Source organism: Catalinimonas alkaloidigena, assembly GCF_029504655.1.
Classification (GTDB): Bacteria; Bacteroidota; Bacteroidia; order Cytophagales; family Cyclobacteriaceae; genus Catalinimonas; species Catalinimonas alkaloidigena.
On record NZ_JAQFIL010000001.1, the window covers coordinates 1,496,519 to 1,511,447 of the forward strand.

At 38.8% G+C, this 14,929-nt stretch carries 14 protein-coding genes; 10 read left to right on the top strand and 4 right to left on the bottom strand.

Annotation, left to right across the window (positions count from 1 at the left end):
* Window positions 1-315 precede the first annotated feature (315 nt).
* Both OKW21_RS06350 and OKW21_RS06355 read left to right on the top strand, forming a co-directional pair.
* Window positions 316-546, top strand: a complete 231-nt coding sequence (locus OKW21_RS06350; RefSeq protein WP_277478396.1) for a hypothetical protein — start codon at window positions 316-318, stop codon at window positions 544-546.
* A gap of 56 nt (window positions 547-602) precedes the next feature.
* Window positions 603-992, top strand: a complete 390-nt coding sequence (locus OKW21_RS06355) for a VOC family protein (protein WP_277478398.1) — start codon at window positions 603-605, stop codon at window positions 990-992.
* Here the strand turns inward: OKW21_RS06355 and OKW21_RS06360 are convergent, their stop codons facing one another.
* Window positions 993-1,166 (bottom strand): hypothetical protein, encoded by a 174-nt coding sequence (locus tag OKW21_RS06360; RefSeq protein ID WP_277478400.1) that lies wholly within the window; start codon window positions 1,164-1,166, stop codon window positions 993-995.
* Between the two features lie 144 nt (window positions 1,167-1,310).
* Between OKW21_RS06360 and OKW21_RS06365 the strand changes: the two genes are divergently transcribed.
* Window positions 1,311-2,090, top strand: coding sequence for a S24 family peptidase (locus OKW21_RS06365; RefSeq protein ID WP_277478401.1), 780 nt, complete (start codon window positions 1,311-1,313; stop codon window positions 2,088-2,090).
* Between the two features lie 169 nt (window positions 2,091-2,259).
* A complete protein-coding gene (map, locus tag OKW21_RS06370) occupies window positions 2,260-3,042 on the top strand; it encodes a type I methionyl aminopeptidase (RefSeq protein WP_277478403.1) in 783 nt (260 codons plus the stop codon).
* A 66-nt stretch (window positions 3,043-3,108) separates the two neighbouring features.
* On the opposite strand, the gene OKW21_RS06375 is transcribed toward map, so the two are convergent.
* A complete protein-coding gene (locus OKW21_RS06375; protein ID WP_277478405.1) occupies window positions 3,109-4,071 on the bottom strand; it encodes a hypothetical protein in 963 nt (320 codons plus the stop codon).
* A 448-nt stretch (window positions 4,072-4,519) separates the two neighbouring features.
* Here OKW21_RS06375 and OKW21_RS06380 point away from each other — a divergent pair, with 448 nt between their 5' ends.
* The 6 genes from OKW21_RS06380 to OKW21_RS06405 all read left to right on the top strand — a co-directional run bounded on the left by OKW21_RS06380 (window position 4,520) and on the right by OKW21_RS06405 (window position 12,606).
* A complete protein-coding gene (locus OKW21_RS06380; RefSeq protein WP_277478406.1) occupies window positions 4,520-7,579 on the top strand; it encodes a SusC/RagA family TonB-linked outer membrane protein in 3,060 nt (1,019 codons plus the stop codon).
* Between the two features lie 19 nt (window positions 7,580-7,598).
* The gene (locus OKW21_RS06385) at window positions 7,599-9,293 is read left to right on the top strand and encodes a RagB/SusD family nutrient uptake outer membrane protein (RefSeq protein ID WP_277478408.1); all 1,695 of its coding nucleotides are present in this window, start codon (window positions 7,599-7,601) and stop codon (window positions 9,291-9,293) included.
* A gap of 248 nt (window positions 9,294-9,541) precedes the next feature.
* Window positions 9,542-10,867, top strand: a complete 1,326-nt coding sequence (locus tag OKW21_RS06390) for an NAD(P)H-dependent oxidoreductase (RefSeq protein ID WP_277478410.1) — start codon at window positions 9,542-9,544, stop codon at window positions 10,865-10,867.
* Window positions 10,868-11,147: 280 nt separating this feature from the next.
* Window positions 11,148-11,531: a TraR/DksA family transcriptional regulator gene (locus OKW21_RS06395; protein WP_277478412.1), complete on the top strand. Its 384-nt coding sequence runs from the start codon at window positions 11,148-11,150 to the stop codon at window positions 11,529-11,531.
* A 33-nt stretch (window positions 11,532-11,564) separates the two neighbouring features.
* Window positions 11,565-12,212, top strand: a complete 648-nt coding sequence (gene scpB / locus OKW21_RS06400; protein ID WP_338130030.1) for an SMC-Scp complex subunit ScpB — start codon at window positions 11,565-11,567, stop codon at window positions 12,210-12,212.
* 34 nt (window positions 12,213-12,246) lie between these two features.
* On the top strand, window positions 12,247-12,606 hold the full coding sequence (locus OKW21_RS06405; RefSeq protein ID WP_277478415.1) for a hypothetical protein: 360 nt from the start codon (window positions 12,247-12,249) through the stop codon (window positions 12,604-12,606).
* Between the two features lie 2 nt (window positions 12,607-12,608).
* Here OKW21_RS06405 and OKW21_RS06410 read toward each other — a convergent pair whose 3' ends face one another.
* Both OKW21_RS06410 and lptB read right to left on the bottom strand, forming a co-directional pair.
* A complete protein-coding gene (locus OKW21_RS06410; protein WP_477099971.1) occupies window positions 12,609-14,138 on the bottom strand; it encodes a GH3 auxin-responsive promoter family protein in 1,530 nt (509 codons plus the stop codon).
* Between the two features lie 52 nt (window positions 14,139-14,190).
* Entirely contained in the window at window positions 14,191-14,925 is a 735-nt protein-coding gene (gene lptB, locus OKW21_RS06415) for an LPS export ABC transporter ATP-binding protein (RefSeq protein ID WP_277478419.1), read from the bottom strand.
* Window positions 14,926-14,929 lie beyond the last annotated feature (4 nt).

A 14,929-nucleotide genomic window follows, 5' to 3' on the forward strand; every position in this document is an offset into this window, starting at 1 on the left:
ATGCTGTCTTCAGACCAGCTTCTTTCATAATTTAGTAGCAGTTTCTACACATCATGGAATAATATTTACAACTAGTAAGCATTTGCTGAGGTGTGTAAGAAATATAAAAATACATATTTTTTTAGGTATATATGCCTAAATTTCATTAAGTAAAATGATATAATTCTTAATAAATATGTTCTTTTTTTAATAAATATTTTAAGTAAGTATTTAAATTTAGCAATATTATGCTATATTAGTAAAAAGCAAGCTCTTCTGCTTTGTTATATTTGACATGTAACTTATAAATAGTTTTGCACAAAAATTGATACAGTTATGGTAAGAAAATACAATAGAGTGATGGATAAATTTAAAATATCATTTAAATGTAGCAAGCAGCCAGAAGGGCCTAATGGTCTTTTGGGCTTTGAACCTGACAAAGCATATATCGGTAGAGCTTACAATGGCTTGTATGAAGTATCTACTGACTGGGGTAGGGGCAAGCCTACCATATTACTAGATAGAAAAATCTTTGACCGTTATTTTGAGCTAGTCAGAGATAACTGATTTAATACTAATGAAATGAATATAACAGAAAGCCAATCGCTTTCTGTTTTTTTATTATGGAGATCCAACAAATTAAAGAAAACTGTCTGTACGTAAGCGACCTCCAGAGGACAAAGCACTTTTATGAAAATGTGTTAGGATTGGAACTGATCAGTTTTGTAGAAGGGCGACACGTATTTTTTAGAGCAGGGAGCTCCGTACTCTTATGTTTTTTGCCAGAAGTAACAAAAGAAGAGCACACTTTACCTCCCCATTTTGCCTACGGCAAGCAGCATTTGGCATTTGAAGTACCACTTAGTGAATATAATGAATGGCAGAAGAAGCTGAGTGATCAACAAATCAAAATCATCCATGAGCAGCATTGGAAAGAGAATCTGTACTCTTTCTACTTTTATGACCCCGACCTACATGTGTTAGAAATCATCCCTCCAGGAATTTGGGAGTAATCAGACTTTTTGATTTGCCATCAAAACTTCCTGTGCGGCCATTACGATCAGACGATTGTTTCTGCGGTGTTCTACACAATTTTTTATGTATTCACAACTGTAACCTGTGAGTCTGCTAAGGTGGAGGTAGTCTTCCTTATGCAAATGTTTTTTTATTTCCCTGATATTTTCCATATTTGTACTTGCTATAAGTACAAGTATATGCTTTAAAAAAGTATATTGCAAGAGAAAGTATTCTTAAATAAAGTATAATTTTAATAAATGTCTGATAATCAGTATAAAAATCATGTAAATGAGCGCTTCTTTGAGTGTATTAACATGCTTAAAAAAAGTAAGAAAGTGCATTCAGACAGAGAATTTGCTACTAGTATTGATGTTTCTCCTTCTAATTTAGGTGATATCAAGGCAAATCGTCGCTCAGTAACGCTTGAGATCCTGAACCGCGCTTTTCAGCGATTCGGGATTAACAGCGCGTATGTAATTACTGGGAAAGGAAAACCTTTTCATAACCAAGCGGAAAACGGTGAGGCAGAAGGAAAGCAGTTTACTGAAGTCATTGTAGTAGCTACACAGGACACTCAGGGTAACACTACTGTGCCTCTTATTAACCACAAAGCGGCAGCAAACTACCTCACTGGCTACGAATCGCAGGAATTTCTTGAGTCACAGGAAAGCATACAGTTGCCTGGCTATATGCTTAAAGATGGCCTGTGCTATGCTGTGCAGGTAAGTGGTGATAGTATGGAGCCAACGCTTTCTGAAGACGACTGGGTAATCTGTAGATTACTTGATAAAAGTGATTACCGTTATATCAATGATGGTACTGTATACGTGGTCGTTTCTGAAGAAAGAGGGATACAGGTAAAAAGGCTGAAGAATCGTCTTCAACAATATGGAAGTGTTCGTTGTCTATCGGATAACCCTAAGCACGAGCCCTATGAGCTTTCCGAGCAACAGATATTGCAACTTTGGAAAGTAGAGTGGCATCTTAGGTCACATTTGCCTGAAGTTAATTTTGAGCTTGATGACTTGCAGGATAAAATTTCTGCTATGGCTAAAGAAATGAAAAAGCTTCAGCAGAACTTAGGGGCAAATTAGCACTATAACCAGTACTTTCTCTTGACTGACTTGCAGGACATTCAGTTGTAAAATTTCCTATTGATTTTTTTATGCTAACTTGCTAAAGTTTTGAGAATCATTCTCAAAACTTTTTTATGTTTTACCTATTGTTAATATAGTTAGTTAGTATAGTTAAGTCGCCTTTTGTATGATCCACTATAAAAGTATTGAAGAGATAGAGCTTATGCGTGAAAGCGCGCTCATCGTTTCAAAAACGCTTGGGCTAATAGCCCAGGAGATAAAACCTGGGGTTACTCCCCTTTATTTGGACAAGCTTGCTGAAGAATTTATTCGTGACCAGGGAGCTAAACCGGGCTTTCTCGGTCTTTATGATTTTCCCAATACGCTTTGTATGTCACGCAATGAAGCGGTGGTGCACGGCATACCCAATGAGCAACCGCTTGAGGATGGTGATATCATTTCAATAGATTGTGGTGCTGTGAAAAATGGTTTTTATGGAGATCATGCCTATACTTTTGAAGTTGGAGAGGTTGCGCCAGAAGTAAAAAAGCTACTTAAAGTTACCAAAGAATGTTTGGATTTAGGTATTGAGCAAACCAGAGCAGGTAAAAGAATTGGTGATATCAGTTTTGCTATACAGCAGCATGCGGAACAACACGGTTATGGTGTAGTTCGTGAGTTAGTAGGGCATGGGTTAGGGAAGAAAATGCACGAATCTCCTGAAGTACCCAACTATGGTAAGAGAGGGAGAGGGCCCGTAATTAAGAATGGATTAGTGATTGCAATTGAACCGATGATTAATTTGGGCACGCGTAGAGTAAAACAACTTAGCGATGGCTGGACAATTATTACCGGTGACCGAAGACCTTCAGCACATTTTGAGCATGATGTCGCAGTGGTAAATGGTGAGCCTGATGTATTGTCTACTTTCAAATACGTGGAAGAAGCACTAGCACAAAAAGTAATATGATATTAAAAAGCCTCTTAACAGTTAAGTATAAGAGGCTTTAAACTTATTATGATTTGGCTAAATATCTCAAGCGTTTTGCTCTTCTTTGATATGTTTTCTTCTTCCTGATAAAGTTCTGAACTCAGCGATTTTTTCAACCAATTCTTGCAGTTCATTTACAGTGATATGCTGATGGGTGTCACACTTGGCAGTACCAACTTCAATCAATATTCCATCATATAAATATTCATCCTCACTTACTTTCATTCGCATAGCCTTTACTGTTTCTTCCACGATCTGGTCGCGCATTTTGGGGCCTAGCGAGTGGCTGGGGTCAAAATAAGCAGCTACATTTTTATCTGCATGACGTCTTTTAGTACGCGTGGCAGTATAATGGATAGGCAGGTTGCGGTATTCCCCCTTAGCAGGCAAGTCGCAGCCTCTTTGAATCAATATGACTTCATCTGCTATTGAAGCATAATTGACCAAACCGTCCCATACAGTCTCTATACTGGTTTTGCCTTTAAAGTCTTTGCTTTCAGCTTTTTTATATTCTTCGCCCAGCCATTTGCCGTTTTTCAAGCCTACGATCCAGCCATGTTCTTCAGCAAAACCAGCCATCTGACGGATATGCCATCCCAGCTGGTCTACCGCAGAGTTCCAAACAAGAAAAGGATCATTGGCGAATGACTTCTTAATACAGGCAAGCTGTATTGCCGGAAGCATAATTTCTGAAGAGGGTATGAGTCCGGTTTCCTTATAAATCTTTTCAGCCATTTCTACGGTAGGAAGCGGTACCAGATCATCAGCATTGCCACCCTTTCCGAAAATGTTGAAGTTTTGCATGATCGCCTCAAAATCATAACCCATGAACCCTGCGTCAGAATTGTCCATATCAAAGTTAGTGCGGGATTTTAAACCCACTGTTCTGGCACCGTACAAGGCAGGCTTATCATCAGATTTGATTTCGGCCATCTTGTAGACTTCTTCTATATTAAAATCATCAAGGGAATCAGGGCCCGCATAAATTTTTACTTCAGGATTTTTCATGATCAATGAATTAGATGTGCTAATTCGTTCTGCGAATAGGTAATAATTATTTAATAAGCTACAAACCTAATCATTTCCAGACTTTTAACTAAGTATTTAAGCTAAAAAAGTCATTTCCATTAGGAAGAACGTACACTTCGGGTAAATCACAGCATGCATGTATAGTAATAAATTAATAAGGAGTACACTTAAAAAGGAAGGGAGGAATTAAATCGGTTGCATTTTTTCAATACCTAGCCAATATGCTCAGACAGTGATTTGGAATATTTATAAAAAAATATGCGTAAATTTCTTTTTTTTAAAAAACACTATTGTTTAATTGGATAATAATAGGATTATTTAAGAAAAGTTTGAATTGTGCGATTTCAACCAAAGTAAGGGAAGTGTTACAAATTCAGTTGTTAAAGCAATCTTTTATTAATCAATTATCTAATAAAACAATCTAATTATGGAAAATTATTTACCGCCTTGGCGGAAGTCCATGAGCTTACTCATGGCTTTCATGTGTTTTAGCCTCTTTGCCTGGTCTCAGGACAAAACAATACGGGGAACCGTAACCGATGGAGAGACAGGAGATGCCTTACCGGGCGTAAATGTCCTGGTGAAAGGTACTACAACCGGAACAATTACAAATGTGGAAGGACAATTTACACTCAGTGTTCCTTCAGGTGCACAAACGATAGTTTTCTCTTCTGTAGGATACACTAGTGATGAAGTAGACATTAATAACCGCACAACCATTGACATGGCGCTTATGCCAGACATCCAATCACTTTCTGAAGTGGTAGTGGTAGGTTATGGTACCCAAGAGAAAAGGGATGTAACTGCGGCCATCGCGTCATTGGATGAAGAGGCCATTAAGCAAATTCCTACAGCTAACCCCCTTGAGTCTATGAAAGGGCAAGTGGCTGGTGTGGATATTGTATCAGCTGGTGGAAGGCCTGGGCAATACCCTTCGGTGACTATTAGAGGTAGACGTTCTCTTACCGCGTCAAATGAGCCTCTATTCGTAGTAGATGGAGTGCCAATGACCTCTGGTACAGGAACTATCTATGATTTCAACCCTCAGGATATTGAGTCCATGGAGGTATTAAAAGATGCTGCTGCTACAGCAATATATGGTTCCAGAGGTGCGAATGGAGTAATCCTGGTAACTACAAAGCGCGGTAAAGCTGGTAAGACAGTGGTTAGCTACGATGGTTATTATGGTGTTTCAAATGCCCTGAATCAGGTAGATATGATGAATGGAGCTGAGTTCGCAGAAATGAAAAGAGAGTCTCGTAGAATAGATGAAGATGGTAACACAGGAAGACAGGCCTGGGGACCAGGAAGTAGTCTTCAGTCTGATGAAATTGTTTTTGAAGATCCAGCTGAATTAGAATCTATTGCAATAGGTCGTTCTACTGATTATCAGGACCTGGTAATTAATAGTGGGTTTCAAACCAATCATCAACTAAGTGTTGCAGGCGGTAATGAGAAGACTCAGTTTAATGTTTCACTGGGTTACTTTAAAGAGCAGGGAATTATTGAAAATCAGGACTATCAAAGATTTACTGGTCGCTTAAATATTGACCATAACATTAGCGACCGATTCAAAGTGGGGATGTCTTCTTTCTTGTCTACCTCGACACAAAACTGGGGCTCAAATGCTACTTTGAGTGAGGCGATAAACAATAATCCATTAGGCCAGCCTTATAATGAAGATGGTACGCCCAAGTTTTTACCTATTGCGGATGGTATCCGTACCAATCCATTGAATGAACTTGTTCCCGGAGCTTATGTAGATGAGCGTGACTTTACAAGGATATTTACTTCCATGTATTTTCAAGCTAACATCATTGAGGGCTTACAGTACAAGCTTCTTTTTGGACCTGATATCCGTTACCGTAGACAAGGTGTTTTTCAGGGTAGTTTAACCAATGCAAGAAGAGGGGCAGACCCGGCTGCAGAACTGGAAAATGAAAAAGTCTTTGGTTATACGCTGGAGAACCTGTTGACTTACAATACTAGTATTGGTGAAAATCACGATTTCACATTTACCTTTTTACAAAGTATTCAGGAGTCAAAAGATGAGAATCATTTCAATCGGGTAGTGAACTTACCCTATGAAACTCAGCTATGGTATAATATAGGTACAGCCGGGACTATAGAATCAATTTCTTCTCGTCTTGAAGAGTGGCAGCTTGCTTCTTATATGGGGCGTATTAACTATAGTATCGCTGACAAATATCTTTTTCAATTTACTTATCGTGCCGACGGGTCTTCAAGGCTAGCACCAGGTAATAAATGGGCTTATTTCCCTGGTATCTCTGCCGGATGGCGAGTGATTGATGAGCCTTTTATGTCAGGAGCTTCTAACTGGTTGACTGAGTTAAAGTTAAGAGCTTCATATGGTGAAGTAGGAAATACTTCTGTAGATCCCTATCAAACTGCTGGTAGATTGGCCAGAACAGTATATGACTGGAATGATGCAAATGCTGCGGGCTTTCGTTTGAATGAAATCCCAAATGCTGATCTTGGCTGGGAAATTTCAAAAACAATAGATGTTGGTGCTGATTTTGGTTTCTTTAACAATAGGCTCTCAGGTTCATTTGACTATTATGTGACCAACACTGAAAATTTGTTACTAGAGAGACGACTTCCTTCTACCTCAGGTTATGATCAAATTTTACAGAACATTGGGTCAACTCAAACAAGAGGTGTAGAACTTCAGGTAGGTGCATTTATCATTGACAGTCAGGAACAAGGCGGATTTAGATGGAATTTGAACATGAACGTTACGCATTATGAAGAGGAAATTACAGAATTAGCCTTAACAGATGAGAATGGTAATCCGATAGATGACATTGGTAACGAATGGTTTATAGGTGAACCTATTCGTGTGTTCTTTGACTATAAAAAAACAGGTATTTGGCAGGCAGATGAAGCTGATCTTGCCGAGCAGATGGATGGAGCTTTTCCAGGAGAGATCAAAGTTGCGGATATGAATGGTGACGGCATCATATCACCTGAAGACAGAACTATCTTGGGCTCAGATGTACCTGATGTACTTGGAGGTATTAACAACAGATTTGAATTTAAAGGTTTTGATCTTTCTGTTTTCTTATATTATCGCCTTGGCCATATGATTAATAGTAACTTCAACGTAGGTCAGGTTACTATGCAGGGGCGTTATAATAACCTTGATGTAGATTACTGGACACCCACTAATCCTACAAATGCTTACCCCCGTCCTAATATCAACCAGGAGCGTCCACAGAAGGTATCTACCCTGGGTTATTTTGATGGAAGCTACTTAAAGTTGAGAAATGTAACCTTAGGATATAACTTCAATCAGGGAATCACCGAAAGGCTAGGGTTGTCAAGTTTGAGAGTGTATACCACTGCTCAAAACCCTATGTACTGGGCTAAATATGAAACTTATGATCCTGAAAATAACAATGATATAGGTACAGGTGATGTGCCTTCTACCAGCCTGTATTTGTTGGGTATCAATTTTCAGTTCTAAATAAAAAATATCTAATAGAATGAAAACGAAATCAATTATATCATTAGTTGCTTTACTGGCTTTTTTCGGTCAGTCTTGCGAATCGTTTTTGGAAGAAGATCTGGTCTCAGATGTTTCCGCTTCTTCTTATTACACAACTCCTGCGGGTTTTGAAGATGCTGTGGATGCAACGTATGCATGGCTGAAGACTACCTATGGACCTCCTGAAAGAGGATTTACCTCTACTGTTTTTGGTACAGATATCCATACCAATGGTGCTGATGGTAGCCATAAAGTATGGAACTGGTATGACAATAATTTTAACTCCAGTCAGAGTTTCGTAAGTGAAATTTGGAGAGATTGGTATAAGGGGATCAATCAGGCCAATGCTGTCATCAACAGGTCCGCAGATATTGAAGGTTTAGATGCTGAGCTGGTTGCACAGAGACTGGCAGAAGTAAGATTTATCAGGGCATTTTTCTACTGGAATCTAGTGAAGCATTTTGGAGATGTACATTTGACTTTAGAAGAAACAGAAGGAATAGAGGTAGAAGCAAACAGAACTCCTATGTCTGAAATCTACGCTACGGCTATCATACCTGATCTTGAGAATGCCGTGAGTGTTTTGCCTGCTGAGCAAAGCGATTATGGAAGAGTGACTAAGCCTGCGGCTGAGTTTATTTTAGCCAAGGTATTACTGACCAGGGCTTACAAGCCATTTGCACAGTCTGACGACGCTGCCAGAGCGGAGCAACTGATGAGTTCAGTAATTAACAATTATGGTTTTGAGTTATTAGAAGACTTTGAGGCTTTGTGGGAGATGGACAATCAGCTCAACTCAGAAGTGATTTGGTCAGTTCAAAACACTTTAGATTTGATTTTGAACGGAGACGATGGTAACAGAGGACACCTTTACTTTTTAATGGAGTACGACAAACTGCCTGGTATGCAGCGTGATACCGAAAATGGACGCCCCTGGAAGCGTTTCCGTCCCACTGACTTTTTGTTGGGGTTATGGAATAGAGATATTGATAGCCGCTACGAAAAAAGTTATAAGCATGTATGGTATGCGAATAACGCAGAAAGTATACCTACTTGGTCTGCTGAGGATGCAGCAAATGGATATGGTGTAGAAGGTGAGCCTAAGTTTCAGTTAGGTGATACTGCTTTATTCATCCCAGGGCCTGGTAGAGATGCTGAATGGACTGCCGAACGTGAAGCTGCTACTCCTTATGTTGTGTATACTACTGATGAATATTCTGAAAGGCTATATCCAACGCTGAAAAAATTCCTTGATCCTTTACGTCCGGATAGACAATGGACTCAGGGTTCCCGTGATTTTGTAATTGCACGTTTGGCAGATGCCTACCTTATTCGTGCAGAAGCTCGTTTAATGCAGGGAGATTTACAGGGAGCAGCAGAAGATATTAACGTGGTACGCCGTAGAGCAGCTTGGCCAGGAGAAGAGGATGCTATGGAAATCACTGCAGCTGATGTAGATATTGATTTCATTCTTGATGAAAGAGCAAGAGAACTTGCTGGAGAAATGCATCGCTGGTTTGATTTGACCAGAACTGGAAAATTAGTAGAAAGGGTTCGTCTCTATAACAATGAGGCAAAAGATAATATACAGGATTATCATATACTTCGTCCAATTCCTCAAGACCAGATAGATAGGACATTGGGTGGTTATCAACAAAACCCTGGTTATCCCGGTGCTAATACAAATGGCTAGTGCATATATTTAATTTCATATAAGAAAAAGGTGACTCTCAAAGTCACCTTTTTTTGTAAAAAAGAGTTCTCTAAATCATTACTTAGAGATCTTAGCATGAAAGTTTGTAGTATTGCTGAAATGAGAAAATTAAGATGTCTTACATGTTTAGTTAAAAAATAAACTTAAATAGTTATATAATTACTTGCGTTAAAATAATTTTAATCTTACATTGTTTCAATATTACAAAAAAATGCTTTTTTAATGCTATGATTATTACAGATAAAGCTTTACACTTCAGAGAAGATATTGGTAACCCCATCCGGGTAGGTATACTTGGTGCTGGCTACATGGCCATTGGAATCGTAAATCAGATTGTTAAATACACGCCTGGTATGAGGGTGGCAGCAATCTGTAACAGGAGCTTAGACAAAGCCATTCATTGCTATAAAAAAGCAGGAGTAGCGCAAATTATGGACTGCGAAGATCCAAATGTTCTTGATAATTGTGTGAAGAAAGGAATTGCAACGGTTACAAGCAATCCTGAGGTACTTGCCATGGCAAAAGAGGTAGATATTATTGTTGAAGCCACTGGTACCATTGCATATGCTGCTAAAGCGGTATTAACTGCTATTCAACACCAAAAGCCAGTAATTCTGATGAATGCTGAGCTGGACTCTACATTAGGCCCGATTCTTAAGCATAAGGCAGACCTCGCAAACGTGATATTGAGTGGTAGCGATGGAGATCAGCCCGGTGTGATCATGAACCTCTATCGTTTTGTCAAAAATATGGGATTTACGCCCCTGGTTTGTGGAAATATCAAAGGGTTCCTGGATGTGCATAAAAATCCTGAAGATATGGAGCAGTATGCTAAGAATGCGGGGCAAAACGTCAACATGATTACCAACTTTACGGATGGTACTAAGATTGCATTTGAACAGGCATCTGTAGCCAATGCTACTGGTATGAAAGTGTCTCAGAGAGGGATGAATGCTTTTCGCTCACAAGAACACATTGATAACTTAACAGATCTTTATGATGCAGAACAACTCAAAGCATCAGGAGGTATCGTAGATTACGTAGTGGGTGCCAAACCTGGCCCGGGCGTATATGTATATGCGACTACTGATGATGAGATGTCTAAAGAATATTTAAGTTACCTTAAGTTAGGTAAGGGACCGATTTACAGCTTCTATACCCCCTATCATCTTTGTTATTTTGAAATACCTAATTCTATAGCCAGGGTATTTCATTTTAATGACCCTGTTATGGCGCCCATTGGAGGACCAGTGGTAGAAGTAGTGACCACAGCCAAGATAGATTTGAAGGCCGGACAAACCCTAGATGGTTTTGGTGGATATACCGCTTATGGTCAGTGTGAAAACGCTGAAATATGCAGGAAGGAAAATTTATTACCCATAGGTCTGGCAGAAGGTATAGTGCTTAAGAGAGATATCGCCAAAGATGAAGTGATAAGCTTGGATGATATTGAATATCCTGAAGATAATTTTGTGTTCAACTTGTACGAAGAGCAGGTTAACCATTTTTTTCCGGATGCTAAGCTGAAAAAATCTCCTATGATTAAGCATTGATGTTCATTATCTTAGTTATTAATACTCTATGAAAACCGGCTCAAGCCGGTTTTTTCCTAATATTGAAATAATATCCTAGATCATAAGTTATATTTACGATAGGGAGCTAAGCTTCTGTAAATGAGTTGTTAGCAGAGAAAATCCCATTTTTAATAACATTAATAATGAACTATAATTCTTAGATTTTTCTTTTTTTAATATAATTTAACAGGATAATGAAATCAAATTTTGAGATTTGATTTCATTATTTAAATTTGCGCATTCATTAAACATTCCCACTATGAGCCAGGTAGAAAAAACAAGATACTCTGAAGAAGAACTCAAAGAGTTTGAAGTATTGATTGATCAAAAGCTTGAGAAGGCTAAAGAAGAACTTGAAAATATAAAGGCCAGTTTGAGCAGAAAAAATGAAAGTGGCACAGATACTACTTCTGGGAATACCAAACTGATGGAAGATGGTGCTGACACTTTAGAAAAAGAAAGCCTGAGCCAGCTTGCTGCCAGACAGCAAAAGTTCATCAATCAGCTAGAAAGTGCAAAAGCTCGTATCAAGAATGGTACATATGGGATTTGTGTTGATACTGGGAAATTGATTTCTAAAGAGAGGCTAAGAGCAGTTCCTCATACTCGTCACTCTATAGAGGCCAAGCTTAAAAATCAGTAAAACACCTTTTTATCACCTTTTAAACTACCATCTTTGGAGTTTTTAAAGAATCATATAGAGGCGCTAATTTTTTGTGCCTCTAAGCCTATCAAAATAGAAGACATACAGAGTTGTCTAAATGAAATGTTTGACGCTGAGATTTCTCTGGATGATATCAAAGCAGCAATTGATAAAATTATTGAGCAGTACCTTGATGACCAATATCCCTTTCAGGTATTTAATATCGGTGGTGGGTATCAATTTCTTACCAAGCCCGCATATCAGGCCAGCATCAGTATATTACTAAAACAACAATCAAATAAAAGGCTTTCTACCGCAGCAATGGAAACTCTTTCAATCATTGCGTATAAGCAACCGGTCACTAAAGCGAATGTAGAGCAAATCAGAGGGGTGGGTTGTGATTATGCTATTCAGAAGCTGCTCGAGAAATCACTGATTGAGATTAAAGGCAAAGAAGATACCATAGGAAAACCGTTACTTTATGGTACCACTGATTTTTTTATGCAGTATTTTGGTATTAACAGAATTGGTGATCTTCCAACCCCTAAAGATTTTGAGAAAAAAGAAAATGAAATTGGATTGCAGGAGCCAGATTTTGATAATGAAGAAGATAGAAAAGATACTGATATAGAAGACTCAGATAGCGATGAGAAGACATCAGGTACTGATACCGATATCTAGAGAACATCATGAGCTATTAATTTTAGCTCAACTATTGAAAAAAAATGCGCCACCTTATCGTGGGCTCCCTGAGACGCTCTCCGGAAAACTTGCTTTTGCTTCAGAAGAATATAATCGTATTATAGAAAAGCATCTGAAAAGAGATGCTTTTTTACTTTTCCCTTTTCTTCATGAGTTTGCTATTTTTGAAGTAACGCTAGAAGAGCTCAAAGGAATAAATCACGACCTTAATTCAGCACTTCAGCACACAGAAGAGTTGACTGAAGAAGAGGCAGACCAATTAGGGTTTATGCTTGAAAAATACGTTAGAACTAAAGAAAGAAAGCTTTTTGAAAAAATGCAGCATCATTTGAAAGAAAGTGACTTTGCCTTACTTTCCAAAAAGCTTTATTAATATTAAACAGTTTCTTCCGCTAGCATTTTGAGAATATCATCTACATATTCGCGATTATTAGAAAGTCTGGGAACTTTATTTTGTCCTCCAAGCTTGCCTCTTTTTTTCATCCAGCGATAAAAAGTACCTGAGTCTACTATATGGATTTGCGGGGAGGTTACTGCAATATCCTTTTGACGTTTGGCATCGTAGTCTGAGTTAAGTTTTCGTAAATGATCGTCCAGTGCATTAGTAAAAGCTTCAATACTTTCAGGGAGTTTTGAAAATTCAATAATCCACTCATGGCATCCCTTCTGTCCTTCACTGATGTAACGGGGCGCTGCAGTAAAGTCATCAACTAAAGCCTTTGTCACATCACAGGCAAAAGCAATCGCTTTTTCAGCATTTTCTACGATAAGTTCTTCTCCAAAAGCGTTGATGAAATGTTTGGTTCTGCCACTGATTTTGAATCTGTAAGGATCAAGTGAAGTAAACTTAATCGTATCACCAATTTTATAGCGCCATAAACCTGCGTTAGTTGAAATGACAACAGCATAATTTGTATTGAGTTCAACTTCGTCTAAGGCTACAGTTTTGGGGTGCTCACTATCAAATTCTTCACTGGGAATGAACTCGTAAAATATGCCATAGTCCAGCATTAGGAGCATCTCAGTTGAATTCTTCTGATCCTGTATGCCAAAAAAGCCTTCGGTCGCATTATAAGTCTCAAGATAATGCATCTGAGGAGAAGGTATCAACTCCTTAAATACAGGACGATAAGGCGTAAAAGAAACAGCCCCATGTACAAAAAGCTCAAGGTTTGGCCAGACCTCTAGTATATGTTTTGCTCCCTTCATTTCCATAATCCTTTGTAAGAGAAAAATGGTCCAGGTAGGGACACCGGCAATACTGGTAATATTTTCATTAACGGTAGCTTTGGCGATCATCTCAATTTTTTCTTCCCAGTTCTCCATCAATGCGATTTCAAGCTTGGGAGTACGAGACAGCTGAGCCCAGAAAGGTAAATTTTTCATAATTACTGCGGATACATCACCACTAAAAGATTCTCCGTTTTTATCAAGTGGGTTGATTTGCTGGCTACCTCCAATGGCAAGATTTTTACCTGAAAACATTCTGGATTCAGGATAATTATTGACATAAATAGAAAGTAAATCTTTACCACCTTTATAATGACAATCTTCCAAAGCTTCAGCAGATACAGGGATAAACTTGCTCTTGGCATTAGTAGTACCTGAGGATTTGGCGAACCACTTAATTTTACCGGGCCATAGGATATGACTTTCACCCCGCATCACCCGCTCAATATAAGGGTATAGGCTTTCGTAATTTACTACAGGTAGCTGTTCCTGAAAATCCTGAAAATTATTGATTTCATGGAAATGATAGGCTTTACCGTAAACGGTTTTTTGGGCAGTGTCTATCAGGTTCACAAATACTTCTCGCTGTACATCATGGGGATACTTTAGAAAAAGCTCAATCTGATGAATCCTTTTCTTCATCAACCATGTCATTACCGAATTAATAAACTCCATGCAATAATTATCTCCTCTCTGTTTATAAAATGTTAAGCTGGTACTAAATTGATTAAACTTTTCTTTTTAGTTCAAAATGCTGGCCCAAATAAACTCTTCTTACCTGTTCATCATTGGCAAGGTCTTCAGCGCTACCGGCTTTAAGTAGCTTTCCTTCAAACATGAGATAAGCCCGATCAGTAATGGACAATGTTTCGTTGACATTATGGTCAGTGATCAATATTCCGATATTCTTATTTTTGAGCTGGGCTACAATCGTCTGAATTTCTTCAACTGCAATAGGGTCCACGCCAGCGAAAGGCTCGTCAAGCAACACAAAATCAGGGTCTACTGCCAGGGCACGGGCAATCTCGGTACGTCTTCTTTCTCCGCCAGACAGTACCATGCCCATATTTTTTCTCACATGTGTTAGACTAAATTCTTCAAGTAGGGCATCAGCCTTCAGATGTCTTTCTTTTTTGGACATTTTGGTCATCTCTAGTACGGCAAGAATGTTGTCTTCCACACTGAGCTTACGAAAAACCGACGCTTCCTGGGCAAGATAACCGATACCTTTTTTGGCACGCTTGTACATAGGTAAAGCGGTGATTTCCTGACCATCCAAAAAAATTTGACCTTCATTAGGTTTGATCAAACCTACAATCATGTAAAAAGTAGTCGTCTTGCCTGCCCCATTGGGCCCTAGAAGTCCGACAATTTCTCCCTGAGAAACCTCCAAACTAATATGGTCTACTACGGTTCTTTTCTTATATTTTTTGACCAGATTTTCACCTCTAAGTCTCTTCATCGGT

Coding starts and splice junctions, on each gene's coding strand:
- OKW21_RS06360 (WP_277478400.1), bottom strand. CDS start 1,166: ATGGAAAATATCAGGGAAATAAAAAAACATTTGCATAAGGAAGACTAC.
- OKW21_RS06410 (WP_477099971.1), bottom strand. CDS start 14,138: ATGGAGTTTATTAATTCGGTAATGACATGGTTGATGAAGAAAAGGATT.
- OKW21_RS06355 (WP_277478398.1), top strand. CDS start 603: ATGGAGATCCAACAAATTAAAGAAAACTGTCTGTACGTAAGCGACCTC.
- lptB (WP_277478419.1), bottom strand. CDS start 14,925: ATGAAGAGACTTAGAGGTGAAAATCTGGTCAAAAAATATAAGAAAAGA.
- OKW21_RS06395 (WP_277478412.1), top strand. CDS start 11,148: ATGAGCCAGGTAGAAAAAACAAGATACTCTGAAGAAGAACTCAAAGAG.
- OKW21_RS06390 (WP_277478410.1), top strand. CDS start 9,542: ATGATTATTACAGATAAAGCTTTACACTTCAGAGAAGATATTGGTAAC.
- OKW21_RS06380 (WP_277478406.1), top strand. CDS start 4,520: ATGGAAAATTATTTACCGCCTTGGCGGAAGTCCATGAGCTTACTCATG.
- map (WP_277478403.1), top strand. CDS start 2,260: ATGATCCACTATAAAAGTATTGAAGAGATAGAGCTTATGCGTGAAAGC.
- OKW21_RS06350 (WP_277478396.1), top strand. CDS start 316: ATGGTAAGAAAATACAATAGAGTGATGGATAAATTTAAAATATCATTT.
- OKW21_RS06365 (WP_277478401.1), top strand. CDS start 1,311: ATGCTTAAAAAAAGTAAGAAAGTGCATTCAGACAGAGAATTTGCTACT.
- OKW21_RS06375 (WP_277478405.1), bottom strand. CDS start 4,071: ATGAAAAATCCTGAAGTAAAAATTTATGCGGGCCCTGATTCCCTTGAT.
- OKW21_RS06385 (WP_277478408.1), top strand. CDS start 7,599: ATGAAAACGAAATCAATTATATCATTAGTTGCTTTACTGGCTTTTTTC.